This window comes from Rathayibacter sp. CAU 1779 (genome assembly GCF_054551755.1).
Genome location: NZ_JBTOLK010000001.1, coordinates 1,083,288 through 1,108,120, shown reverse-complemented (window position 1 = coordinate 1,108,120; position 24,833 = coordinate 1,083,288). Strand labels below are relative to the sequence as shown.

Sequence of the window (24,833 nt, the reverse complement as noted above, 5' to 3'; positions counted from 1 at the left end):
AGCAGCGGGAGCGGGCTCACGTGCCGAATCGATGGAGCCGGTGAGCGACGCAGTCGGGCTACCTACGGGAGTTCGACGCGTCCTCCGCACCTTCTCGCGCGCGATCGATGGCCGTGAGCGCCAGCTCGAGTGTCTCGTCGAACCTGTGCGGTGGAGGCGCGCCGAACCCGACCACCATCGCAGGATGCCGTGGCGCGAGTCCTGCGGCACGTGCCGCACGAGCCGCCCCTGACGCGCGAAACGTGTGGAGTCCGTCGAAGGCGAGGCCGACGGCATCCGCTCTCCGGCTGACGTCCTCCTCCCGGATGCCTGGCGACAGCTCGAGCAGGAAGTGCAGGCCGGCGGCCATGCCGGTGACGCTGGCTGATGGCATCCGCTCGGCGACGAGGCGCTCCACCTGCTCACGTCGAGCCCGATAGCGCGTTCGGGCGCTGCGGACGCTTCGGTCGTAGTCGCCGCGCTCGAGGAACTCGGCGAGCGCGAGCTGCGTCAGCCCGCCGGTCTTCGCGCCGTCGAGCCGGCGCCGGGCGGCCACCGCTGTGACGAGGTCGCCGGGCAGAACGCACCAGCCGAGCCCGACGCTGGGTCCGAGCGCCTTGCTCGCCGTGCCGACGAAGACCACGTGGTCGGGAGCCAGGGACTGCAGGGCGCCGACGGCGCGGCGGTCGAAACGGAACTCGCCGTCGTAGTCGTCCTCGATGATCAGCGCGCCGGTCCGCTCCGCCCAGGCCGCCACCGCTGCACGACGCGACGGGCTGAGCGCGACACCGGTCGGGAACTGGTGTGCGGGCGTGAGCAGCACGGCGTCGACGCGGCCTCCGCCGCGGTCTTTGTCGCGACCTCCCGCTCGACTGCCGAGCTCGTCGACGACGGCCCCTGAATCGTCCACCGGCAGTGGAACCACCTCGAGGCCGGAGGCGGCGAGGATGTCGCGATGCAGTTCGTGGCCGTACTCCTCGACGGCGATCCGGCGGGCTCCACGCGCGACGAGGGCCATGGCGATCAGCCGCATGGCGTGGCCGGCACCGTGCGTGACATGAACGGTGGACGGCTCGACCACAACGCCTCTCGCACGGCCGAGATAGGAGGTCAGCGCCTCGCGGAGCTCCGGCAGACCGTGCGGATGCCCGTACCCCAGCTCCGAGGCGGGCGCCGCCTGGAGCGCGCGGCGCAGCGCCGCCGTCCACGCCTCGCGCGGGAAGAGAGTGGTGTCGGGGATCCCGGCGCGGAGGTCGAACGCCGGCTCAGGCGCGAAGCCGACGGATCCGATCCGGTCCGCGGATTCTGGGTCACCGCGCCGATCCGCCGCTCTGCCGCCCCCGCCCCCTCGTCCGCCGTGGCCATGCGCTCGCGAGCCACGCTCGTCCCGTGCCCGGCCGGCGGTTGAGGCGCCGGGCGAGGGAGACGCGCCATCAGCGATCCGCGCCGTCGAGGCCACCCACGTGCCTGCGCCGACGCGGGACTCGAGCCATCCCTCGGCGACCAGGCGCTCGTAGACCTCGGCGACGCTGTTGCGTGCGATGCCCAGATCCTGCGCCAGGCCACGGGATGCCGGCAGGCGAGCGCCGCGCACGAGCCGCCCTTCCCGGATCATGTCCCTCAGCGCGGCCTCGAGCGAGTCGGTCTTGCGCCGCGGATCCACAACGAGGTGCAGATCCCTCCCCAGATTGGCCCAACCATCTGCCATGACAATGGACTCTAGCAAGGTGCCACTCCCGAGTATCGTTGACCGCATGAGCAGCGATTCCATCGTCCTTCCCGACATCCGCTTCGACTTCGACGCCCTCGTCCCCAAGTTCTCCCGCGCAATGGCGCACCTCGACCACGCGGCGGCCGTGGAGCTCGACGCCGTCGGCATCCCCGTCGGCCTGCGGAATCTCGTGAAGCTGCGTGCCTCGCAGCTGAACGGATGCTCGTACTGCGTCGACATGCACTCCCGCGACGCGCGCGACGTCGGCGAATCCTTCCAGCGCATCTCCGCAGTCGCCGTGTGGCAGGAGGCCCACTTCTTCACCGCACGTGAGCGTGCAGCCTTCGCGTTCACGGATGCCGTCACCCGCGCCTCCGAGACTCGCGTGCCCGACGAGGTGGTCGCCGACGCGCTGGCGGTCTACTCGGAGAACGAGGTCTCCGCCCTCCTGGCGCTCCTCGTGTCGATCAACGCGTGGAACCTGGTCGGCGTGACTGCGCGGTGCTGGCGCGCGGAGCCGGAGGCGCTTGCGGATGACTCCGCGACGAATGCCGATTCGTCGGATCCGACCGCCGCGAGCGACGCAGAGGTGGCAGCCGTCTAGCAACGAGAGAAGCGGGCGCGCTCAGGCACCGACGACAGCCGCCTGGCGATGGGCCAGGAACTCCTCCCACGTGGCCGTTCCCCGCGCATCGCCCCTGGAGATGATGGCGTCGTGCAGCACTGCCTTCGCTGCGCCGCCCGGAAGCCCGACCGACATCATCAGGCGGTGGCGGCCCTCGGCCTTCAGGTATTCGCGGACCAGTTCGTGCGAGGTGTACACGCGCGGGCCGCCCAGCTCGGGCACGTATCCGGCCGGCGCAGCCTCGGCGAGCGCAACGAGTCGGTCGGCGACCTCCGCCGCCGCGATCGGCTGCACGCGCATCTTCTTCGGAAGCGGTACGACGGGCAGCTTCGCCACGGATTCCGCCACAGGCAGCACCAGCTCGAAGAACTGCGTCGCGCGCAGCGTCGTGAACGGGATGCCCGACTTCTCGATCACAAGCTCGCCCTCCCGCTTCTGCGCGAAGTACTCGAACATGGCGTGATCCGTCTTGGAGCGCACGGGGATGCGATCGGCACCGGCCACCGAGATGTACACGAGGTGGCGCACGCCTGCCGCGCGCGCAGCCGCAACCAACTGGCGGGCCTTCTCGCCGTCGCCCTTCTGCGATCCGGCGCAATGGATGATCGTGTCGACGCCGGCGACGGCATCCGCGACTCCGCTCCCGGTCTCGAGATCGCCCGCGACGTACTCGACGTCGTTGCGGGGACCTGAGCCTCGCCGGCTCACGACCCGCACTGTGCGACCGCGGTCGCACAGGCGATCGACGACCATCGTGCCGAGGGTGCCGGCGCCGCCGGTGACGAGCACGAGACCGGATGGCGAACCGTCGGCGAACGAGTCGGCGGCGGACGAACCGAGAGTGGACGAGGTCATGCTGTGCCTTTCGTCGTGCGTCGGGGTGGCCGAGAAGCTGCCGATCCGACGCGATTCGATGTCTTCACCATGCCGATGCGCCGGCCCTGTGGAATGTGACACGGAGCGGCAAGATTGTTCACCGTGACCGACGCAGCACTGCTCGAACCGACCTTCACGGCCCTTCGTCCGCGTCTGCGATCCCTTGCCTACCGCATGCTCGGCTCGTTCGCCGACGCCGACGACGCCCTGCAGGAGACCTGGCTGAGCGCCTCGCGAGCCGATGTGTCCGACGTGCGCAACCTGGATGCGTGGCTCACCACCGTCGCCGGCCGCGTCTGCCTCATGATGCTGCGCGCTCGTCGCATGCATGGCGAGACCTCGCTCGACGACGCGCTCGAGCCAGGCAACGGCATGCGCATTCCGGATGCCGCGATCGTCTCCGACACCCGCTCGCTCCCCGAGGCAGCAGCCGAGGCGGCCGAGACCATCGGCCTCGCGATGCTGATCGTTCTCCAGGAGCTGACCCCGGATGAGCGCCTCGCCTTCGTGCTGCACGACACGTTCGCCGTGCCGTTCGACGACATCGCCGAGGTCCTCGGAACCACACCCGCGGCGGCACGCAAGCTCGCGAGCCGCGCGAGGGCGAAGGTCAGCGCGGCTCCGACGCCGGATCCGGATCGTGCCGCGCAGCGCTCGGCGGTGGATGCGTTCTTCGCCGCGGCGCGCGACGGCGATTTCGACGCGCTGCTGCGGCTGCTGCATCCGGATGTCGTACTCCGCGCCGACGGCGGCACGCTGCGGCCATCCGCCACCAGCGTGCTCAGGGGACCGCGAGCCATCGCCGGCCAGGCGATGATGTTCACCTCGCTCTCGCCCTATCGCCGGCCCGCATGGATCAACGGCGCCGCCGGCGTCACCATCGTCGGCCCTCGCGGACCGATCTCCGTGATGGCGTTCACCGTCGTTGACGGACGCATCGTGGAGATCCAGGTGCTCGCGGATCCGGAACGTCTCGCAGCGCTGATCCCGGCCGACGTGATCGAGTCGTCGCCGGCCGAGTGATCGGATCCTCGCCGACGGAACGAACGGATCGTCGTCGACGGGAGTGGCCGAGGCATCTGCCGTCGAGGCAGCAGCCATCATCGAGGCCGTCGCGGGCAGCCCTCAGGTGCTCGAGTCGTGGGAGCGTCACCACTGACGGTACGAACGATCTGCCCGGCCACCGTGGCGTTCCGTCGCAGCTGTGGGGAGCCGCTCAGAAGCGATCGTGTGGACGTCGAGTCGCGGCATCCGTCCCCGTCGACCAGCGGATGCCCAGGCGACGCCGTGCGAGAATTGACCCGCCCGAGATCGCGGGCGCATCCCCACTCTCAGGAGCACACTCCCAGCATGTGCGGCATCGTCGGCATCGTCTCCACCGAGGCGGTCAACCAACTGGTCTACGACAGCCTCCTCCTTCTGCAGCACCGCGGACAGGACTCCACCGGAATCGCGACCGCCGACGGCAGCACGTTCCACAGCCACAAGGCCCGCGGGCAGGTGCGCGAGGCGTTCCGCACCCGCGACATGCGGTCACTGCTGGGCAACATGGGCTTGGGCCACGCGCGCTACACGACCAAGGGCGACGCTGCCAATGAGCAGGAAGCCCAGCCGTTCTACGTGAACGCGCCGTACGGCATCATCCTCGTGCACAACGGCAACCTCACGAACACCCGTGAGCTCGCCGACGACCTGTTTCACATCGATCGCCGCCACGTGAACTCCACGAGCGACACCGAGCTCCTGCTCAACGTTCTCGCCACCGAGTTGCAGGGCCAGATCAGCGGGCTGTCCTTCGAACCGGACCAGGTCTTCAAGGCCGTCGAGCAGGTGCACGAGCGCGTCGAAGGCGCCTACGCCGCCATCGCGATGATCGCGGGCCAGGGGCTGCTCGCCTTCCGTGACCCGTTCGGCATCCGTCCGCTCATCCTCGGCCGCAGGCCCGCCGGGCTCGTCGGCGACGAATGGATCGTGGCATCGGAATCCGTCGTGCTCGAGGCGCTGGGCTACGAGGTGGTGCGGGATGTCGCGCCGGGCGAAGCAGTGTTCATCACGCTCTCCGGCGAGCTGTACACGCAGCAGTGCGCACGCAACCCCGTGCTGGTGCCGTGCTCGTTCGAATACGTGTACCTCGCACGTCCCGACTCCGTGATGAACGGCATCTCCGTGTACGAGGCACGCCTCCGGCTCGGGAACCGGCTGGCCGACACCATCGCCCGCTACGCGCCAACCGGCGACATCGACGTCGTGATGCCCATCCCCGATTCGTCCCGACCGGCCGCGTCTCAAGTCGCCCAGAAACTCGGCATCGAGTACCGCGAGGGCTTCTACAAGAACCGCTACGTGGGACGAACGTTCATCATGCCGGGACAGGCGGAACGCAAGAAGAGCGTGCGACAGAAGCTCAACGCCATGTCCAGCGAGTTCAAGGGCAAGAACGTGCTCATCGTCGACGACTCGATCGTGCGCGGCACGACCTCCAAGCAGATCGTCGACATGGCACGCGCCGCCGGCGCGAACAAGGTCACCTTCACCTCGGCGGCACCGCCCGTGCGGTTCCCGCACGTGTACGGCATCAACATGCCGAGCCGTCAGGAACTCATCGCCGCCGGACGCAAGATCCCCGAGATCGCCCTCGAGCTCGGCGCCGACAGCCTCATCTACCAGGAGGTGTCCGACATGAAAGATGCCATCCTGGAAGGCCAGTCCCTCGTCACCGACCTCGAGATGAGCTGCTTCACCGGCGACTACGTCACAGGAACCGTCACGCCCGAATACCTCGAATGGGTGGAGCGGACGCAGCTGAGTTGATTTGCGCCGGTCCCTGCCCGGCGCGCCGCAGTCGACTGAATCCGTGGTCGCGCTTGTCGCGGCGTACACGCCGCCGCGACGTTGAGCGTGTTACGTCTCCGAGACTGCTGGCCCGACCCGGCCTCCGAAGCTGTCATGCACACGAATTCTGAGAAAAGTCGTCTCAAGTTGCGAAATCGTTATAAACGTGATTCACGGGTCCGATTCCGCGGGATTCCGCGGGAAAACCGCTCCCAGGAACCTCGGATGACCTGTGGACGAGCTGTCCAGAGCCCCTGCGTAACGTTGCGCGGGTCGTACGCGGGCGGCATCCCGACCCGAAACTCCACGGCCCACCGACCAGGTCGGACCCAGGGATACGCCAGCAGACGACCACCCGAACCGTAGAAGACCGCGGAGGGTGCGCCGCCGCCCGAAGGTGTGCGACCGGAGCTTGCCCGGTACGTGTCTTTCGTTCTGCCGTGCGCTCGCCGCATCGATGCCGCCACGGCCGCGGATCCGGGTGTCCAGCCCGCACGGGACCTTCCGGCGCATCAGCCGGCCGTATCCCGTTGCCCCGGCGAGCGTGCGCGCGAAACGGGGTCGACCACGCGGGGAAGCTCCGAGCAACGGAACAACGTGACCTTCCTCAACCGCATCGCCCCCGACAGCATCCGCAACTCCCTCTCCTCGCTCTCCAGCACTGCTCTTCGCCACCGCCGCCCGCTGCGCGTCACCGCCGCGGCCGTTCTCGCGGTCGCCGCAGTCGTCACCCCGGTCGCCGTGCAGGCCGCTAATGCGAGCCCCGCCTCGCACTCGAGCTCCGCCGACGGCATCGCCGCCCAGCTCTCGTTCACGTCGCTCGCCTCCGCCAAGCTCACCGCCGACCAGGTGAAAGGTCGAGCGGATCTCACGCAGCTGAAGGCCGCGATCTCCGCGCTCGAGAACAACTACTCGTCAGACCCCGCCGTGCTGACCAAGCTGTCCAACGCCGCCGACTCTGCCGTCGTGCTCGCGAAGGCCACGGCGGCCGGCTACGACGCCGGCGCCCAGATCGCGCAGGCCGCCGCCGACAAGGCGGCAGCAGAAGCAGCCGCCAAGGCTGCAGCCGAAGCAGCCGCGAAGGCTGCAGCCGAAGCGCAGGCCAAGGCCGCGGCGGATGCAGCAGCCGCGTCCACCTCGTCGTCGTCCTCGTACTCGTCGACCGCGTCCGTGGCCGTGTCGCCGGGATCCGCACAGGCGATCGCCAAGTCGATGGCCGCCGGCTCGTACGGCTGGGGCGACGACCAGTTCTCCTGCCTGGTGAGCCTGTGGAACCGCGAGTCCGGCTGGTCGACCACCGCCGGCAACCCGAGCGGTGCGTACGGCATCCCGCAGGCGCTTCCCGGCTCGAAGATGGCCAGCGCCGGCCCCAACTGGCAGACCGACGCCTCCACCCAGATCGCCTGGGGCCTCGGCTACATCAACGGTTCGTACGGCTCGCCGTGCGCCGCGTGGGGCCACTCGCAGTCCACCGGCTGGTACTGACAGCTGAGGCGAGGTAGAGCGTGCTTACGTGCCCTACCTCGCCAATGGAGTCAGTCGAGCGCGCAGCGCGACCGCTGACGACTGGGCCCACGGAGCGCGGGGTCCCCGCGCGCCGCGTAGCGGCGGGTGGGGGAGCGACGGGGAAGGTGGGAGCGATGGTTCCCGGATACAGCGCGATCCGCATTTGACCTTCACGCTGCGTGAAGGTCAATCGTGGCTGCATGAGTGATTACTACAACGCTTCTGAGATGAGTCCGGTCCCGGCTCCCGGTCCGGATGCGGTCGCACCCGAACTGTTCCGCGGGATCTATGGGATGCCGTCCTTCATGACGATCCCGACGGCCGACCTGGCCGCCTCCGTCGATTTCTGGACTCGCGGTCTCGGCTTCTTCGAGTTGTTCAGCATCCCGGGACGGCTGGTGCATCTGCGTCGGTGGGCGTTCCAGGACGTCCTTCTGGTCCCGGCGATCTCGACGCCGGAGACGGTGCCGGCGGTGAGCCTCAGCTTCGCCTGCGTGCTGGATCAGATCGACTCCCTCGTGGAGGCCTGCCGTGCTGTGGATGCGGGTGCCGTCGGCGAGCCGCTCGACACGCGCTGGAACACGCGGGAGGTGGAGGTGATCACGCCGGAGAAGGTGCGGATCGTCTTCACTGCCGCGAAGCCGTTGGATCCGGCCGTCCAGGCGGCCATGAACCTCGAAGAAGCCGGCATCAAGGCGCCGGACTCCCCTGCCGAGAAGAAGGGAGAGCGTGCCTGATGACGGAGGCGTCAGCGGGACTCGGGTCCCGCATCCCCTGCGGAATCGCGGCCGTCACCGTCGACGGCCCGTGACGCGGTCGGTTCGTCGTCGGCTTCGGCGGGAAGCTCGCCCAGATCGGGGAGATCGACGGTCTGGCCGGTATCCGTCTGGCGGACGTCGATGTGGTCCGCGACGACCGTGCGCTCGGTATGTTTCGTGGCGGCCGAGGCGATGATCGCGGCGAGGGCGCCCAGCCCGACGCCGACGGCGACGGCGGCGAGCAGCACGAATCCGAAGACCGTGTTGCGGTCGTAACCCGTTCCCTGGGGCAGCGAGTACGTGACGATGAAGGCGGCGACGGCGAAGATCGCACCGCCCAGGATCATGAATCGGCCGTACCGCGGTGTGCGTCGCACGCGCACTCGCTGCTCCGACTCCACGACGGCCTCCTCGCGAATGGGCTCCCCTGCTGATGCCTCGTCCTGGCCATCCGAAGCGCTCGCGCCGATCCGGTCGGATCCGTCTCGATCGGAGGGAACCAGCTGCTCGTGGGCGGCATCGCCGCCGACGCCGGGTGCGGCGTCGGCGGCGTCTCCGGCGAACGGAGTCCGGCCGGCATCGTTCTGGGGGTCGTGGGGCACGGATCCATTGTCGCGCATCGCGGCGAGGCCGACCTGCGAGGGGAAGCGTCGACGTCTCAGCGCGGGCGGTACACCGGCAGCACGGGCTCGAGTGTGGCGCGCGTGCCTGAGGCGTGCACCACCCCGGCTGCTACGGCCTCCGGCCACGTGGTGCGGCCGGTGGCGAGGGCGAGCCAGGTGGCGGCATCCGTCTCGATGACGTTGGGCGGAGTGCCACGCGTGTGCCGCGGGCCCTCGATGCACTGCACGGCGCCGAACGGCGGCACGCGCACCTCCACGGAGTTGCCAGGCACCTTGTCGGCGAGCGCCTGCAACAGGTACCGCACGGCGGTGGCGGTCGCATCGCGCGTGGCAGAGTCCGTCAGCGCGACCGACACCGCCGACATGCCGTCCGCCTCGGTGATGCGTGCTCTGGCCATCCGTCCATTCTGCCCGGGTGCACCGACGGTGCTGAGTCGTCTGCCGTCGGCAACGGCGATGCGGCCGATCAGCCGGTCGCGATCACCGTCAGCGTCGGGCGGTGACGGGCGCCGGAGGCATCCTCGCTCGTCAGCACGCTGAACGATCGCACGCCGGACGCCCCGTCGGTGAGCATCACGTGATCGATCGGCATTCCGAGGAAGGCCGGAACCCGCATCGGCCAGGTGCCGACGGATGCCGCTCCGCGCGTCGTCGCTGCGTCCCGGCATCTGCCGAGCCCCGGACCTCCGAAGTCGTCGACGCTCGCGTTGAAATCGCCGGCGACCAGCACGGATCCCGACCCGCAGCGTTCCGTCACCCAGTCGAGGTCATCCCTCCAGTGCCCGATGCCGGTCGGAGTCGGAATCGGCGAGTGCAGGGCGAGGATGGTCGGCAGCCGGGACGAGGTCGGCTCCAGGATGATCGTGGTGTCGGCATCCGGACCGGGAACGGCGTGCGGATACTCGGCAGCCAGGCTCGGCGAGAGGAACACGGCGACCTGGGCGCCGGGCGACGTGCCGGCATACAGTCGGAACGAGACGCCCTTCGCATCGAAGGCGGCGCGGTAGGCGGATGCCGTCGACGCGATCTCCGCGTCAGGCAGCACGACGACATCCGCCCGCTCCCGAGCCGCCAATGCCGCCACGGTGGACGGTTCGACGAGGCCGCCGTTCGTGTTCCACTCCAGCACCCGGAGCTGCCCGGCTCCCGCCGCCTGCGGCGCCTCGGCCGAGAAGCCACGGAACACCACGACGGGGACGTTCAGGATTGCCACGACGAGCAACGCCGTCGCGATCGGCAGCAGCGGGCGTCCGGCGCGCGCGAGGCAGCAGAGCGCCAGCACGACGCCAAGCGCCAAGGCTGCGGCCGTGACCGCGGTGCGCGCAGGGAGCACGGCACTGATCCCGATGGCGCGTGCCAGCCCGACGGTCGGAGCGACCGTGAGCAGAACGCCGACTCCCGCAACGATCACGGCCATCACGAAGGAGAGCGCCCAACGCCAGCTCCCGCGCACCGGCGCCACCATCCTCGCTCTCGGCAGAGTGGGTCGGCGCGCGGACGCCGAAGTTCTGGATGCGGTCATCGACGCGGCACCGCGCGGCCGCCGCGAGCCCACGCGTTGACGGCCGCGGGATCCGCGCGTTGCAGGCGAAATGCGCGCTACCCCCGGTGCTGGCGGAACCAGCCGACCAGCGCATTGGCGTGCCCGTGTCCAAGGCCGAACTCGTCCTTGAGGTAGGCGACCTGCTCCATGTGCTTACGGTCGGCAACAGACTCGAGCTGCGTCATCCAGTAGTCGATCGGCTTTCCGTATTTCTTCTCGATCGACGGGAAATACGATGCCGGGCCGGTGACCTTCTCTTCCGCCATGGACCCCATTGTGCCCGAGGCAGCCGACATGACATCCGACCGAGAACATGCCAGAACGGCACGTTCTCGGCGGGAGAGCGCGGACCGTCATGTTGCGAGGCTGGTGCGCCGCAGGCCGTCTCTGCCGGGCGGGGCTAGGACCGGCACGCCCTACCATGGGCAGGTGAGGATTCTCGTTCTGGGCTCCGGCGCGCGTGAGCACGCCATCATCCGCGCGCTGCTGTCCGAGGATGCCGACCACGACATCACTGCGGCCCCCGGCAACGCAGGCATTGCGGAGGACGTCCGGACCGTCGGGATCGACCCGAACGACGGCGTCGCCGTGGCCTCCTACGCGGAGAAGAACAGCATCGACCTCGTCGTGGTCGGTCCGGAGGCGCCACTCGTGGCGGGTGTGAGCGATGCGGTCCGCCAGCGCGGGATCGCGGTGTTCGGCCCCGGCAGGGAGGCCGCGAAGCTCGAGGGTTCGAAGGCGTTCGCCAAGCGGATCATGGAGACCGCTGGCGTGCCGACCGGCCGCGCAGAGGTCGCCGCCACCATCCACGAGGCGAGAAGCACGCTGGACCGCTTCGGCGCACCGTACGTGGTGAAGGCCAACGGCTTGGCCGCAGGCAAGGGCGTGCTCGTCACGAGCGACCGCGACGCCGCTCTCGCCCACGCGACGGAGTGGCTGGAGCACGGAACGGTTCTCGTCGAGGAGTTCCTCGACGGCCGCGAGGTGTCGCTGTTCCTGCTCAGTGACGGCGAGCACGTTCTCCCGCTGTCGCCGGCCCAGGACTACAAGCGTCTGCTGGACGGCGACGAGGGACCGAACACGGGCGGCATGGGCGCGTACTCGCCCGTCCCCTGGCTCGACGAGAACTTCGTCGACGAGGTCATCGACACGATCGCCCTGCCGACCATCCGTGCCATGGCCGCCGAGCAGACGCCGTTCGTCGGCCTCCTTTACTGCGGCCTCATCGTGACGGATGCCGGCCCCCGCGTCATCGAGTTCAACGCACGTTTCGGAGACCCCGAGACGCAGGTCGTGCTGCCGCGACTCGTCACGCCGCTGTCCGGGCTCCTCTACGCGGCGGCGACCGGTGAGCTCGGCGGCGTTCCACGTCCGGAGTTCGCCCTGGACGTCGCCGTCACCGTCGTCCTCGCGAGCGAGGGATACCCGGTGGCGCCGGTGACCGGACGTCCGTTGCTCGGGCTGGACGCGGCATCCGCGGTTCCCGAGGTGCAGGTGCTGCACGCGGCGACGGATGTGAAGGCGCTGTCGACGGATGCCACCTCCAGCTGGTCGACGGAGACGCTCGTCACCACGGGCGGCCGGGTGCTCAGCGTGGTAGCGCTCGGATCCACCTTCGAGGAGGCCCGCGAGCGCGCGTACACCGCGATCGGATCCATCACCCTCGAGGGCGGCCAGTACCGCACGGACATCGCCGCTTCGGTCGCCCCCGCGGCGCACTGAGCCCCGGTTTCGCTGCGCTCCCTGCCGCCTGCGCGAGAGTGCACAACTCTGGTCCCGAGACTGCCTCAGGCTCCCTCGGGCGGATCGGCGAGCAGCCCTACGCGCTCCGCGAGGTAGGGGTCGAACGGGGTGACGGCTGTCGGATCCGACGGGCTCCATCGCACGTACGTCACGCCATCCCGAACGGTCAGCGGCCCGGATGCCCCGACCAGGCTCGCATCGAGAGCGATGGGCCGCGCATCGAAGTTCACACTCTCGCCTGGCCGGAAGTGCCCGCGGTAGGCGGCGACCCGCAGCTGACGGCGTCGCTCGGCCGATGCCGCGATGAAGGTCGGGCGTCCCGGCTCGGCCGGACGGGTGAGGGACCCGGTCGCGTAGAGACGGGGTTGCCGCGCTGACGCATCCGACCCTGCCGCACGACCGGATCCGTCGCCCGTCGCATCGGCCGCAGTGCCACGGCCGGTCCCTTCGCCCGCGGCGGCGCCCGGCACGCCGAGCAGGAGCACACCGAGGCGCCAGACGGCGCCGAGCGGCCTCAGCCGCTCCGGACGCGGAACGAGCAGCACACGACCGGCAGGCACGTACTCGGCGAGCGCCTCGCTACGCGCTCCCGCGGCGCCGAGCCGGGCCGCGGCATCCGTCAGCCCGGCGTGCACGGCCTCGATCGCCGCAGCATCGGCCGCGGAGATCGCGGGCTCACGCCCGTTCAGGATGGATGCTCCGTGTCGGCGTGCCCCTCCAGGTCGCCACGGCGATCGGTTTCCGCCTCGTCCAGCGCCTCTCCGATCAGCATGTCGTCGAGCCGCCCGTACGCCATGATGCCGACACCGACCGCCACGGCGGCGACCCAGGCGACCCACTGAGCGCCGCTGTTGGTGACGATGACGCGCGCGCCGTAGGACATGCCGAGCATCGCGGCGGCCACGAGAACCGTCACCAGCACCCTCGCCACGGTGCTGATACGCCCGATCGGTACGCCGGTCGTCACCCCATACACATAAGACAACACGGCGTTCGCCACGGCGAAGACCAGCACGGCGATCGGAATCGCGAGCGGGGCTCCGAGCCCGATCGCGAGCGCGAACCCGGCCGCCAGCATCCCGGTCGCAGGGTGGTACCACCACGGCGACCGGAACGTGTCAGCCCTCGACATGGGGACGGGTTCCGCGGCAAGACGCACGGTTGACAGCCAATCGCCGCACGGGGCATCCGTCAAGCGCGCGCATCGTCACGCCTCGAATGCTGCACACCCGGTGGCCGGCGGCGAGGGCAACCGTTCACGTGCTGTGGCGACGAACCACCCTCGAACCGTCGAGCCACCCCGATGTAACGGGGTGGCTCGACGATAAGGGGGGGTTCGAGGAAGAACACGCGGGCTCGACGAGGGACCGCCTCAGCCCAGCAGGCGCTTCAGGTACGCGTTGCCGAAGACGCCGTTCGGGTCGTACTTCGCCACGAGCGCGCGGAAGTCGTCGAACCGCGGATACAGCGACGGCACGACGTGCTCCGTGTCGAGGAACAGCTTCCCCCAGTGCGGGCGAGCGCCGAGCGGGAAGAGCGCAGCCTCGATCGCCGGGAGCACCGCCTCGACTGCGGCCTGCTCGCGCTTCCACGTGAAGTGGATGCCGAGCACATCGGTCTCGTACGCCGAGCTGAGCCAGAGGTCGTCGGCGGCGACGGTGCGCAGCTCCGTCACCTGCAGCACGGGTGCGATCCGCTCGGCGAGCGGGAGCAGCGCGCGGATCGCGTCCACCGCGCGGTCACGCGGCACGAGGTACTCGCTCTGGATCTCCTCGCCGTTGGACGGCGTGAACGCCAGCTTGAAGTGCGGCAGCCGGTCGTACCACGGCCCGGGCACGCCGAACTGATCGGTGCAGGCCGTTGCGTCGACCCCGGGGAGCGGATGCCGCTTCTCTCGTGACTGCGCAGATCCGAAGAACGTCTCGGGAGCAGCAGGGTATCCGGCGCCGACGCGCTGCTTGACCCAGACCTGCTGCACGCCGTCGACCCATCCGGTGAACATGCTGACGCTGTATGCGGCCGACGTGATCGCGTCGAAGTTCTCCAGCACTGTGTCCCAGTCGAGGCCGTTGTAGACGGTCTGCGCCACCTCGAACGTCGGCACGACGTCGAGCGTGACGGCTGTGAGAATGCCGAGTGCGCCGATCCCGACGACCGCGCCCGCGAAGTCGGTGTCGTCACGGCTCAGCGTGCGGAACTCGCCGGCTCCGTCGACGAACTCGATCCCGCTCACCACGGCGGCAAGGTTCACGTTGCGGTCACCTGACCCGTGGGTCGCGGTGGCGATCGCCCCGGCGACGGAGATGTGCGGCAGGGAGGCGAGGTTCGGGAGCGCCCAGCCGGCGGCATCTAGCTGCAGGGCGACGTCACCGTACCTGGCGCCCGCGGACACCGTCACCGTGCGTGCCGCCTCGTCGAGGTCGAAGCGCTCGGGGAGCGACGCCGTCACCAGCTGTGTGCCGGCGGTGTCGGCGATGTCGTTGAAGCAGTGCCGCGTACCAAGGGCACGCACCGTGGATCCGGCCGCGACTGCGGCCCGCACTGCCTCCTGCACGTCCTCCACGGACGACGGATGCGCCACAGAGCTCGCCGTATATGTGTAGTTGCCTGCCCAGTTGGTTCCCGCCGATTCGGCCACGTCGCCTCTCCTGCCTCGCGCGGGTCCCCCAGCGCGTGAGCTCCGATGGTGCGGGCGACACACGTCGCCGACACGCCTTTTGTAGTGAGTTAGAACAATTGTGCACGATGATCGCGTCTCACACCAGAACGGAGGATATCCCGCGCGGAAATCACACGAACCTGCGGGCCCTCTCATCCTCGTGATCGCTCTGTCAGGAATTCGCCACATGAGAGGGATTCACGATGGAGTCGGCGGATCGGAGCTCCGCCGCGAAGGGGTGTGCATGAGCGAGACCGGATCGCGAAGGGCCGCACGCGGCACGTCGTCGCCTGCGCAGCGTCCCCTCCGCGGGATCGCGCGCCACGGCCGACTGCACGCGCACCCCTGGGTCACGCTCGGAAAGGTGGTGGCATCCGTCGCCGCCGTGGCGGTCGTGAGCGTGCTCGGGATCTCCGGGGTCGCCGCCGTGAACCTCGTCAGCACGACCAAGCACTCCGTACACCTCGCAGGTGAGGCGGCCGACGGCGGCGTCATCCCGAACATCGCAGCGCTCAAGGGCGGGGTGAACATCCTGATGGTGGCGTCGGATACGCGCACCGGGCAGGGCGACGCGTGGGGCACGCTCGACGACAGCGCCGGCATCGGGAACAACGACGACAACGTGCTCATCCATCTCTCCTCCGACCACACGCGCCTGACCGTCGTGCAGTTCCCGCGTGACCTGGAGGTCCCCATTCCGGCGTGCACGTCGTCGTCCGGCGGCACGATCGACGCTCAGGACCAGGCCATGCTGAACACGACGCTGTCCGAGGGCGGCCTGTCCTGCGTGGTGAGCACCATCCACGAGCTCACGGGCGTGAACATCCCGTTCGCCGGGCTCGTCACCTTCGACGGAGTCGTGGCCCTCTCGAACGCGGTGGGCGGCGTGCAGGTCTGCATCGGCGGGGACGGCATCGACGACCCAGACACCAGCCTGGACCTGCCGCCGGGCGAGGTGACGCTGCAGGGCCAGAATGCCGCGGAGTTCCTGCGCACCCGTCACGGCGTGGTCGGCGGATCCGACCTGGATCGCCTGAGCAACCAGCAGGTGTTCTTCGGCGCGCTGGCCCGCACCGTGATGAGCGCCGGCACCCTGACGAATCCCGTCAAGCTGTGGGGCCTCGCGAAAGCCGCAACCAGCAACATCACCCTCTCCGACAGCCTCGACAACATCACGACCCTCTATCAGATCGCGGCAGCGATGAAGAATCTGCAGTGGAGCAACATCACGTTCCTGCAGTATCCGGTGCTGACGGATCCCGACGACCCGAACCGCGTGATTCCCGACGCGGAGTCGGCGCAGACGCTCGACCAGGCACTCGTGAACGATCAGCCTGTGCAACTGACGGCGGGCGCAGGCGAAGGATCTGTCACCACGTCGACCACGCCGATCACGCAGCCGAGCGCGACGGCGACGCCGGCTCCGTCCTCGTCGTCGAAGTCGTCATCGAAGTCGTCATCGAAGTCCAGGGCGACGGGCTCGTCGTCGGCAACGCCGAGCCAGACCTCCACGCCGGTGACCCTCGGCAGCAACGTCTACGGGCAGACGGCGGCGACGCAGACCTGCTCGAACGGCGCCGGATAGCGCGACTGCGACGAGGGCGAAGGACGGCAGGCACGCACGCCCAGACACGATGACGCGGGCAGCGCTCCGCCGTCGCACACCGATGCGATCAGCGCGAATCCTTCTTCGCCTGGCGCCTGGCACCCATGGCACGCGTCCCGGCGTCCCGCTTGACGCCTCCCGTCGTCTTCTGGTGCGAGCGAGTGACACCAGGGCCGACGCCCGACGCCGGCGCCGAGGCGAGATCCGGACCGGATCCGCGGCTCTGCACCGCCTCGAGCCGTTCCGTGCGCAGTTCGACGGCGGCCTGCCTGGCGACCACCGCGATCTGCCTGCTGACGCGAGCGAGGGCATCCTCGAACACTTCCGCCTTGTCGCGATCTCGTTGGTTCTGCGCGTACGCCTTGCCCCTGGCCGCGACGTCGTCGATGCGAGCGGCAGCGTTGCGCCGGTAGATGCCGGTGTACTTGTTGCGAGCCCGACGGATGCGGCCGTGCAGCTCCAGCAGCGCATCCTCGTCGAGAGCTGCCAGCGAGTCCTTCTCCGTCTCGGCGACGAGGGTGAACTCGCTGTCGCTGAGCGTTCCGATCATGGCGCGACGCATGTCGGCCCCTTTCCCCCTGTCGGTTCCCCACGAGCCGACGTCTCATCCTGACACGGCGGCCGGGCGCGGGACCATGGCGGCTCGATAGCATGAGCGGGTGACCGCGCAGACTCTTCCCGGCTGGAACCACGTGTACTCGGGCAAGGTGCGCGATCTCTATGTTCCGCAGGGGACGGCATCCGTCGAATCCGCCGACGCCCTGCTCGTGGTCGCCAGCGACCGGGTGAGCGCGTTCGACTTCGTGCTCGAGCCGGGCATCCCCGGCAAGGGCGAGCTGCTCACCACCCTGTCGCTGTGGTGGTTCGACCGGCTCGACGACGTGCCGAACCATCTCGTCGCCGATCATGGAGTCGACGGCAGCGAACGCATTCCGGCGGCCGTGGCCGGACGCGCGATGCTCGTCAAGCCGCTGGACATGTACCCGATCGAATGCGTCGTGCGCGGCTACCTCACCGGCACCGGCTGGCTCGAGTACCAGCAGTCGCAGAGCGTCTGCGGCATCCCGCTTCCCGCCGGGCTGCAGAACGGCGACCGCCTGCCCGAGCCCATCTACACGCCGGCGTTCAAGGCACAGCAGGGCGAGCACGACGAGAACATCAGCTTCGAGCGCACCGTGGAGCTGGTCGGAGCGGATGCCGCCACGCGGCTTCGCGACGCTGCTCTCGACATCTATCGGCGGGCATCCGCCATCGCCGAGGCGCGCGGACTCATCCTGGCGGACACCAAGTTCGAGTTCGGCGCGGACAAGACGACGGGCGAGCTGACGCTCGCCGACGAGGTGCTCACCAGCGACTCCAGCCGCTACTGGGATGCCGAGACCTGGCGCACAGCCTCGACCCCGGCCGAGCGCATGGCGAGCTTCGACAAGCAGATCGTGCGGGACTGGCTGTCGGCCAACTGGGACAAGCAGGGCGTTCCGCCCGAGCTGCCGCAGGACGTCGTGCAGCGCACCGCCGCGCGCTACCGCGAGCTGCTGGAGCGTCTGTCCGGAGACTGAACGGCCATCGGCATTCGCCGGCGCACAACGACGCGCGGCCGAGTGGGAATGAACCCACGCGCGATTTAGTTGTAGGTGCAATGAACCTCCAGGACTTCGACCGTCTCGCCGCGGACACCGCGATGGGCGCAGTGACGCTGCTGGTCGGCGACCTCGATGCGATGACCGCCTACTACAGGGATGCCGTCACCCTGCGCATCCTCTCCGCCGAAGGCGACCGCGTGGTGCTCGGCCGTGGCACGACGCCCGTCATCGTGCTGCAGTACAGCCCAGAGCTGCGCCACGCGGCCCCGCGGTCAGCCGGGCTGTTCCACACGGCGATCCTGTTCGAGTCGCGCGCAGCCCTTGCTGCCGCCGTCTACTCGGTCGCCGTGCACGCGCCTGGCACGTTCACCGGCAGCTCAGACCACCTGGTGAGCCAGGCGTTCTACTTCACCGATCCGGAGGGCAACGGCGTCGAACTGTACTGGGACCGCGACCGCACACAGTGGAGCTGGACGCACGGACACGTCGAGATGGACACGCTCTTCCTCGACCCGAACGAGTTCCTGCGCGAGAACCTCACGGATGAGGCCATCGCGGATCCGATCATCGGAGACGCCAGCGTCGGACACGTGCACCTCTCCGTCGGCGATGTCGACTCCGCACGGGAGTTCTACGTGAACCGTCTCGGATTCGACACGACCGCTGAGCTCGGCGGCTCCGCGCTTTTCGTCAGCGCGGGCGGATACCACCACCACATGGCCATGAACACGTGGAACAGCAGGGGCGCAGGACGACGGATGCCCGCACTCGGCCTCGGCCGTGTGGACATCGTGCTGCCCACCTCGGACGACCTCGGCTCGGTGGCCGAGCGCATGGCGCACTACCGTGTGCAGGTGCGCGACGACGGCCGCGCGCTGAGCTTCGAGGATCCGTGGGCGAACGCGATCCGGCTCACGGCGTCGGCATCCAAAGAGTGACCCCCGTCGGGGCGGAGCGAGCAGTCGCGCCATTTGCGCACTACCGCGCCACCTAGAGGGGCGCGGTAGTGCGCAAATGGCGCAATAGCGGTGCGGTCGAAGGGCTCAGCTCTCGACGGGCTGCGGCGCCTGGTTCACCACCGGAGTGCCCTGCGTCGCCGACCACTGTCCGGTGTCGCGCGGACGCACGAAGAACAGCACAACGACGGCACCGAGGAGAGCGACCGCAGCGGGCAGCAGCATCGACTGGGCCATGGCATCCGCGAACGGCTGCTGCACGAAAGCGGGCAGCTTCGAACCGCTGATCTCCGCACCGGATGATGCCGAGTGCAGACCGTTGGCCGTGAGGCGAGCCTGGATGAGCGCCGCGATCGCTGCACTGCCCAGGACGCTTCCGATCTGACGCACCGTGTTGTAGATGCCCGCTCCGGCGCCTGCCTGCGCCGGCGGCAGGTTGTGCGTCGCCGTGACCGACAGCGGAGACCAGATGAACGCGTTTCCGATGCCCAGCACGACGCTCGGCAGCAGCAGCCGCGGCCACAGATCCACGTTCGGGTCGAGCCACGCGGCGTACCAGAGCAGGCCGAGCGCCATGACGAACAGGCCGAAGAACGCCAGGTAGCGCGGGTGGACCCGGTCCACCAGCCGTCCGACGATCGGGGAGAGCGGCAGCACGACGACGGCCATCGGCACCATCAGCAGCGCCGACTGGGTCGGCGTGAAGCCGAGCACGAGCTGCGCGAAGAAGATGAGCGGCAGCGACATGCTCGAGACGGAGAATCCGACCGTGCTGATGGCGAAGCTGGCGAGCGAGAAGTTGCGATCGCGGAAGAGCTTCAGCGGCATCAGCGGCTCGCCCTTCTTGTTGAACGCCTGCCACAGCACGAACACGGCCAGCACGACAAGACCCGCGATGATCAGCCCCCAGACCGTGATGGGTCCGGCGATGGTGCCCCAGTCGTACGTCTCGCCCTCCTGGATGCCGAAGACCAGCAGGAACAATCCGACGGCGCTGAGCACGACGCCGAGGATGTCGAACGTGTGCTGATGCGTCGGCAGCTTGGGCACGAGGCCGACCGCCAGGATGAAGGCCACGACGCCGACCGGCACGTTGATGAAGAAGATCCACTCCCAGCCGAGGCTGTCGACGAGGACTCCGCCCAGCAGAGGGCCGACGAGCATGGCGACGCCGGAGGTGGCACCCCATAGCGCCATGGCTGCGCCGCGCCGGTTGGGCGGGAACGTGCGGGTGATCACCGCCATCGTCTGCGGCGTCATGAGCGCCGCACCAAGGCCCTGAACGACGCGTGCCGTGATGAGCATCTCGATGGTGCCGCTGAATCCGCACCAGAGCGACGCGCCGGTGAAGAGCACGAGGCCGATGAGATACATGTTCTTGGGGCCGAAGCGGTCGCCGAGGCGGCCGGTGACCAACAGCGGAACGGCGTAGGCCAGGAGATATGCGCTCGTGACCCAGATGACCGAGTTGATGTCGGTCTTCAGGCCTTCGAGGATCCGGGGGTTGGCGACCGACACAATGGTCGTGTCGACGAGGATCATGAAGAATCCGATGACCAGCGCCCAGAGCGCGGGCCACGGACTTCTCTGCTTGTCCATGATGTCCATTTCTGATCGACCGCTCACCAGTCGATGGTTCCGTTTTCGAGTTCTGTGATGAGGTTCTCGACCCATTCGGTCTCCGCCTCGACGATCACGCGCAGATACGAGGCCTCGAGCCAGTACTTTCGCTCGAGGTTCTTGCCTTCGACATGATCGACGGAACGTCCGACGAGCTCGAGTTGGGCACGAAGCTCGAGCACGCGTTTCTGCAGGAGCCTGATGACCGTCTCACGCGGGAGATTGTGCGCCTCTGCGATGGCGAGCGGGAACTCCGGATACTCGTACTTCCACTCGGAGAGCATCTCGGTGATGCGTTCCAGCATGCGATCCTGGCCGACATCCGTGATCTCGTACGTCGTGCGCTCCGGACGGTTGCCCTCGCGCTCGGTGCCCGTTGCGCGCACCAGCCCGTCCTTCTCGAGCCGTTCGACCGCGTGGTAGAGCGATCCGGGGCGCACCTTGACGATGCGATCCTCCGAACGCGCGATGAAGGTCTGGAACATCTCGTACGGATGCTTCGGGCCCTCGATGAGAAGACCGAGCACGGCGAGCCCCAGGGGAGTGAGTGCCGACATCCGGGACCTCCGATCGAACTATTCGATGTGAATTATTCCATGTGGAATATACAAGGCGGGATATCGACTGTCAACCGAGCGGATCCCTCCGGGTTCGCGGATGCCCCGAGAACTCAGGCGAGGCGCGGAAACGGCGCCACCGCGACCCGCGGTGACGCGCCGCCGGCAGCCGCGGCGAGCGCCTCCGACGCATCCGCGAGTCCGAACACACGGCCCACCTGGGCGGCCAACGGCACGCTCTGCCAGCACTCGACGGCGAAGTCGACGGCCCGTTCGAGCTGGCCTGACGTGTAGTGGTCCACGCCGCGGAGGGTGAGCATCCGCGAGGTCAACGCGGCCGGCTCCACGACCAGCTCGCCGTCCGGGACGCTCGAGCCGGCGAGCACGACGACGCCGCCGGCATCCACGGACTCCACCAGTTCGCGGACCGCGGTGCCCGCACCCGACGCCTCGATCGCGATGCGCACGGTGTCGCCGCGGCGGCCCATCCTGTGCAGGGCCGACTTCAGCGAACCGGACCTCGAGGCCGATGCGGGCTCGGTGACGGCATCCGCTCCGAAGGCAAGCGCGAGGTCGCGCCGCTCGGCACGCGGCTCGCTCACCACGACGCGGGCGCCCGCACGCTTGGCGAGCGCGGTGATGATGAGGCCGAGCATCCCGGCGCCGGAGACGATGACGACCTCGTCGCACAGCGTGACGACATCGCAGGCTGCGTCGAGTGCGGCAACGGCGGTGCCTCCGGCGCAGGAGAGCGGCGCGAGCACCTCGGCAGGCACCGTGGAAGGGACCGGAACGATCGCCGTCCCGGCGCGCACATGCACGTGGGTCGCGAATCCGCCGCTGAGCTCCCAGCCGCGGCGCATCCGTTCGTGGCCGTAGCGCTGCACGGTGAGGCAGAGCTGAGGCAGTCCGCGGCGGCAGCGGATGCAACGCCCGCACGACACGGTCTGAGACCACACCACCCGATCCCCGATGCCGAGCTTTGCGCCCGAGCTCGTCTTCGCTCCTCGCGCGACGTCCACCACCGTTCCGACCTGCTCGTGCCCTAGTACGAGTGGCGTGCTGGCCTGACGATCGCCGCGCACCGTGCGCAGATCGGATCCGCAGACGGTCGCGAGCTCCACAGCCACCAACGCGTCGCCCGGGGCGAGACGCACGCCGGGCACGGCGACCGCGAGATGCCCGCGGCCAACCCCCTGCCAGACCATCGCGGTGGCGGCCGGGAAGGAGGCCTGACCGGTCGGGGGCGGGGCTTCGAGGAGACGCGACATCCGCTTTCGAACCCTCAGCCGTCGAAGCGGTCGGCGGCGTCGGCGCCGAGGAGATCGGCGTCGAGTGCGTCAGCGTCGTCGGATGCCGCAGCGTCGTCGGCGGCCACGCCGAGCAGTGCCGGGAGGTCCGCGATGCTGTCGATGACGACATCCGCTCCCGCCTGCGTCAACGCGTGCTCGTCATGCGAGCCGGTGAGCACGCCCACCGTGACGCCCGCACCGGCTGCGAGGCCGCTTTCGATGTCGGACACCGTGTCGCCGACGACGATCATCGCCTCGACTGATGACGCCCGTGTGCGCAGCAGCGCGGTGAGGGCCATGTCGGGGTACGGGCGGCCGCGGCCGACATCCTCCGAGCACAGCACGACGTCGACCAGCTGCTCCCAGCCGAGCGCTTCCAGGATGCCGTGCATCGTGATCCGGCTGAGCCCGGTGGTCAACGCAACCCGCACACCGCACTCGCGGAGACGACGGATGGCCGCCTCCGCCCCCGGGACCGCGTCGATCCCCTCGCGGTCTGCGAGGTCCGCGAAGGCGCCCTCGAACTCGCTCGTCGCGCGGCCCGCCTGGTCGGCGTCCACGGCCAGCTCGCGGAAGACGTCCGCCTTCGCACGGCCGATGTTGTCGCGCACGAAACACAGCGCGCGGATGCGCTCGTCGGCCGTCGTCGCGATGCCGGAACGGATGAGCGCCCGCTCGTAGGCCCGCTCGACGAGTCCGTCGTCGACGACCGTGGTGCCTGCGAGCGCCAGCACCACGAGTTCCACCTGGATCTCGTCCACCTCGTCGAGATCGTCGAGCTCCTCGTTCGGGGCGTCGTCCAGATCGCGGAACAGGAACTCTTCCGCGGTGCGACGACTCGTCGTCACGGCGTCGTGTGTGCTCATCCCCTGCCCTTCGGACCCGACTTCAGGCACGGCGCACTACACCCGCGCCCGCACCTCGACGCTATGCATCCAGGCCGAACGAGCCGCTATCGCACGGTTGACGGAGGGTGAACGGATGCGGATGCTTGCGCAGCAGAATGCCCAGCCGCGCGCCGTTAGAATCGAGGCAATCCACTTCGACCCCAGGGAGTCCTCCGTGCCCACCATCGTTGTAGACGTCATGCCGAAGGCGGAACTCCTCGACCCGCAGGGCAAGGCCATCGCCGGCGCCCTCGCGCGCACCGGACGCGGCACGTTCGACGTGCGGCAGGGCAAGCGGTTCGAGCTGAAGACGGATGCCGTCGTCACCGACGAGCTGCTGGCGGCAGTCCGCGAGATCGCCGAGGATGTGCTCTCCAACGGTGTGATCGAAGACGTCGTCGGCGTGCACGTGGTCGACGACGCGGCGGCGCAAGGCACGACGGCAGAGAGCGCGGTGGCCTGATGCGCATCGGCGTCGTCACCTTCCCGGGATCCCTCGACGACCGTGACGCCCAGCGCGCCGTCCGCGCCGCGGGTGCCGAAGCCGTCGCCCTCTGGCACGGCGACCACGACCTGAGCGGTGTCGACGCCCTCGTGCTGCCCGGCGGGTTCAGCTACGGCGACTACCTGCGCTGCGGCGCCATCGCCAGCCTGTCGCCGATCATGAGCGAGGTCATCGACGCCGCGAACAAGGGGATGCCCGTGCTCGGCATCTGCAACGGCTTCCAGATGCTCACCGAGGCGCGACTGCTGCCGGGCGGGCTGATCCGCAATGACCACGGCACGTTCATCCGTCGCGACCAGAGTTTGCGTGTCGAGAACTCGTCCACCGCGTGGACCAACGGATTCGCGACGGCGCAGGAGATCGTCATCCCGCTGAAGAACGGCGAGGGCGAGTACGTGGCATCCGCTGAGACGATCGAGCGTCTCGAGGGCGAGGGCCTCGTCGCATTCCGTTATGTCGGCGTCAACCCGAACGGATCCATCAACGACATCGCGGGCGTCACCAACGAGCGCGGCAACGTGGTCGGCCTGATGCCGCACCCCGAGCACGCGACCGAGCCGGGGTTCGGACCCGACACGGATGCCGCCATGCGCTCCGGCGTCGACGGCCTGACGTTCTTCACCTCGGCGATCGCTGCACTGCAGGCCGCGTAGCGGTCGCCGCCGTCCCGTCTTTCGCGAACACATCCCGGCACTGCCGTCGTCCCTCGGCTCCGGCCTGTCTCACGGAACCGTGCGCTCCGGCGGCAGTTCCGTGCGGCGCACCGCACGGAACGGGCACGGCACGGCGTGTCCCACCGAAGTGCCGCTGAACGATACGGTCCCCACCTCGTACGGGCGATGGACATCGATACGGATCCCGGTTTTGGCATCGGGGGGATGGACATCGGCACGGGCCCCGGCTTCCGCATCGGGGAATGAGAAGACCGCCCCGACCTCTCGACGAGTGCACAGGCATCCGGTCGTAACATAG

The 24,833-nt window shown here is 69.1% G+C and carries 25 protein-coding genes; 11 read left to right on the top strand and 14 right to left on the bottom strand.

Features of this window, described 5'->3' with window-relative positions; genetic code table 11:
- Positions 1-58: 58 nt before the first annotated feature.
- A complete protein-coding gene (gene pdxR, locus ACX9R5_RS05080) occupies positions 59-1,687 on the bottom strand; it encodes a MocR-like pyridoxine biosynthesis transcription factor PdxR (protein ID WP_459407911.1) in 1,629 nt (542 codons plus the stop codon).
- Positions 1,688-1,733: 46 nt separating this feature from the next.
- Here pdxR and ACX9R5_RS05075 point away from each other — a divergent pair, with 46 nt between their 5' ends.
- Positions 1,734-2,294, top strand: coding sequence for a carboxymuconolactone decarboxylase family protein (locus tag ACX9R5_RS05075; protein WP_459407910.1), 561 nt, complete (start codon positions 1,734-1,736; stop codon positions 2,292-2,294).
- A gap of 21 nt (positions 2,295-2,315) precedes the next feature.
- Here the strand turns inward: ACX9R5_RS05075 and ACX9R5_RS05070 are convergent, their stop codons facing one another.
- Positions 2,316-3,170 carry an SDR family oxidoreductase gene (locus ACX9R5_RS05070; protein ID WP_459407909.1) on the bottom strand — a complete coding sequence of 285 codons (855 nt, stop codon included), beginning with the start codon at positions 3,168-3,170 and terminating at the stop codon, positions 2,316-2,318.
- A gap of 123 nt (positions 3,171-3,293) precedes the next feature.
- On the opposite strand from ACX9R5_RS05070, the gene ACX9R5_RS05065 reads away from it, so the two are divergent.
- The 4 genes from ACX9R5_RS05065 (at position 3,294) to ACX9R5_RS05050 (ending at position 8,266) form a co-directional block, all read left to right on the top strand.
- Complete coding sequence (locus ACX9R5_RS05065) at positions 3,294-4,214, top strand: sigma-70 family RNA polymerase sigma factor (RefSeq protein WP_459407908.1); 921 nt, start codon at positions 3,294-3,296, stop codon at positions 4,212-4,214.
- 327 nt (positions 4,215-4,541) lie between these two features.
- Positions 4,542-6,002, top strand: a complete 1,461-nt coding sequence (gene purF, locus ACX9R5_RS05060) for an amidophosphoribosyltransferase (RefSeq protein WP_459407907.1) — start codon at positions 4,542-4,544, stop codon at positions 6,000-6,002.
- A gap of 618 nt (positions 6,003-6,620) precedes the next feature.
- A complete protein-coding gene (locus ACX9R5_RS05055) occupies positions 6,621-7,508 on the top strand; it encodes an aggregation-promoting factor C-terminal-like domain-containing protein (protein ID WP_459407906.1) in 888 nt (295 codons plus the stop codon).
- Between the two features lie 221 nt (positions 7,509-7,729).
- Entirely contained in the window at positions 7,730-8,266 is a 537-nt protein-coding gene (locus ACX9R5_RS05050) for a VOC family protein (RefSeq protein WP_459407905.1), read from the top strand.
- An 11-nt stretch (positions 8,267-8,277) separates the two neighbouring features.
- Here ACX9R5_RS05050 and ACX9R5_RS05045 read toward each other — a convergent pair whose 3' ends face one another.
- From ACX9R5_RS05045 to ACX9R5_RS05030, 4 genes are all read right to left on the bottom strand, one after another.
- Positions 8,278-8,889: a hypothetical protein gene (locus ACX9R5_RS05045; RefSeq protein ID WP_459407904.1), complete on the bottom strand. Its 612-nt coding sequence runs from the start codon at positions 8,887-8,889 to the stop codon at positions 8,278-8,280.
- A gap of 56 nt (positions 8,890-8,945) precedes the next feature.
- Positions 8,946-9,308, bottom strand: a complete 363-nt coding sequence (locus ACX9R5_RS05040) for a sterol carrier family protein (protein WP_459407903.1) — start codon at positions 9,306-9,308, stop codon at positions 8,946-8,948.
- Positions 9,309-9,376: 68 nt separating this feature from the next.
- Positions 9,377-10,363 (bottom strand): endonuclease/exonuclease/phosphatase family protein, encoded by a 987-nt coding sequence (locus ACX9R5_RS05035; RefSeq protein WP_459407902.1) that lies wholly within the window; start codon positions 10,361-10,363, stop codon positions 9,377-9,379.
- Between the two features lie 146 nt (positions 10,364-10,509).
- Entirely contained in the window at positions 10,510-10,719 is a 210-nt protein-coding gene (locus ACX9R5_RS05030) for a DUF4287 domain-containing protein (RefSeq protein ID WP_459407901.1), read from the bottom strand.
- A gap of 163 nt (positions 10,720-10,882) precedes the next feature.
- Between ACX9R5_RS05030 and purD the strand changes: the two genes are divergently transcribed.
- Entirely contained in the window at positions 10,883-12,175 is a 1,293-nt protein-coding gene (purD, locus tag ACX9R5_RS05025) for a phosphoribosylamine--glycine ligase (protein ID WP_459407900.1), read from the top strand.
- Positions 12,176-12,240: 65 nt separating this feature from the next.
- Here purD and ACX9R5_RS05020 read toward each other — a convergent pair whose 3' ends face one another.
- The 3 genes from ACX9R5_RS05020 to ACX9R5_RS05010 all read right to left on the bottom strand — a co-directional run bounded on the left by ACX9R5_RS05020 (position 12,241) and on the right by ACX9R5_RS05010 (position 14,834).
- The gene (locus ACX9R5_RS05020; RefSeq protein WP_459407899.1) at positions 12,241-12,831 is read right to left on the bottom strand and encodes a hypothetical protein; all 591 of its coding nucleotides are present in this window, start codon (positions 12,829-12,831) and stop codon (positions 12,241-12,243) included.
- A gap of 50 nt (positions 12,832-12,881) precedes the next feature.
- On the bottom strand, positions 12,882-13,328 hold the full coding sequence (locus tag ACX9R5_RS05015; protein ID WP_459407898.1) for a hypothetical protein: 447 nt from the start codon (positions 13,326-13,328) through the stop codon (positions 12,882-12,884).
- Between the two features lie 240 nt (positions 13,329-13,568).
- On the bottom strand, positions 13,569-14,834 hold the full coding sequence (locus ACX9R5_RS05010) for a D-arabinono-1,4-lactone oxidase (RefSeq protein ID WP_459407897.1): 1,266 nt from the start codon (positions 14,832-14,834) through the stop codon (positions 13,569-13,571).
- 265 nt (positions 14,835-15,099) lie between these two features.
- Here ACX9R5_RS05010 and ACX9R5_RS05005 point away from each other — a divergent pair, with 265 nt between their 5' ends.
- On the top strand, positions 15,100-16,440 hold the full coding sequence (locus tag ACX9R5_RS05005; protein WP_459407896.1) for an LCP family protein: 1,341 nt from the start codon (positions 15,100-15,102) through the stop codon (positions 16,438-16,440).
- 88 nt (positions 16,441-16,528) lie between these two features.
- On the opposite strand, the gene ACX9R5_RS05000 is transcribed toward ACX9R5_RS05005, so the two are convergent.
- Positions 16,529-17,023 carry a hypothetical protein gene (locus ACX9R5_RS05000; RefSeq protein ID WP_459407895.1) on the bottom strand — a complete coding sequence of 165 codons (495 nt, stop codon included), beginning with the start codon at positions 17,021-17,023 and terminating at the stop codon, positions 16,529-16,531.
- Between the two features lie 97 nt (positions 17,024-17,120).
- On the opposite strand from ACX9R5_RS05000, the gene ACX9R5_RS04995 reads away from it, so the two are divergent.
- On the top strand, positions 17,121-18,020 hold the full coding sequence (locus tag ACX9R5_RS04995) for a phosphoribosylaminoimidazolesuccinocarboxamide synthase (RefSeq protein WP_459407894.1): 900 nt from the start codon (positions 17,121-17,123) through the stop codon (positions 18,018-18,020).
- 80 nt (positions 18,021-18,100) lie between these two features.
- Positions 18,101-18,982, top strand: coding sequence for a VOC family protein (locus ACX9R5_RS04990; protein WP_459407893.1), 882 nt, complete (start codon positions 18,101-18,103; stop codon positions 18,980-18,982).
- A 105-nt stretch (positions 18,983-19,087) separates the two neighbouring features.
- Here ACX9R5_RS04990 and ACX9R5_RS04985 read toward each other — a convergent pair whose 3' ends face one another.
- From ACX9R5_RS04985 to ACX9R5_RS04970, 4 genes are all read right to left on the bottom strand, one after another.
- Entirely contained in the window at positions 19,088-20,599 is a 1,512-nt protein-coding gene (locus ACX9R5_RS04985) for an MFS transporter (protein WP_459407892.1), read from the bottom strand.
- A gap of 23 nt (positions 20,600-20,622) precedes the next feature.
- Positions 20,623-21,177 carry a PadR family transcriptional regulator gene (locus ACX9R5_RS04980; RefSeq protein ID WP_459407891.1) on the bottom strand — a complete coding sequence of 185 codons (555 nt, stop codon included), beginning with the start codon at positions 21,175-21,177 and terminating at the stop codon, positions 20,623-20,625.
- Between the two features lie 113 nt (positions 21,178-21,290).
- The gene (locus tag ACX9R5_RS04975) at positions 21,291-22,448 is read right to left on the bottom strand and encodes an alcohol dehydrogenase catalytic domain-containing protein (protein WP_459407890.1); all 1,158 of its coding nucleotides are present in this window, start codon (positions 22,446-22,448) and stop codon (positions 21,291-21,293) included.
- Between the two features lie 14 nt (positions 22,449-22,462).
- Positions 22,463-23,335 (bottom strand): HAD family hydrolase, encoded by an 873-nt coding sequence (locus ACX9R5_RS04970; RefSeq protein WP_459407889.1) that lies wholly within the window; start codon positions 23,333-23,335, stop codon positions 22,463-22,465.
- A gap of 196 nt (positions 23,336-23,531) precedes the next feature.
- Here ACX9R5_RS04970 and ACX9R5_RS04965 point away from each other — a divergent pair, with 196 nt between their 5' ends.
- Complete coding sequence (locus tag ACX9R5_RS04965; RefSeq protein WP_459407888.1) at positions 23,532-23,819, top strand: phosphoribosylformylglycinamidine synthase subunit PurS; 288 nt, start codon at positions 23,532-23,534, stop codon at positions 23,817-23,819.
- Positions 23,819-24,514, top strand: coding sequence for a phosphoribosylformylglycinamidine synthase subunit PurQ (gene purQ / locus ACX9R5_RS04960; protein ID WP_459407887.1), 696 nt, complete (start codon positions 23,819-23,821; stop codon positions 24,512-24,514). The genes ACX9R5_RS04965 and purQ overlap by 1 nt, the downstream gene beginning before the upstream one ends.
- The last annotated feature ends 319 nt before the right edge of the window (positions 24,515-24,833 follow it).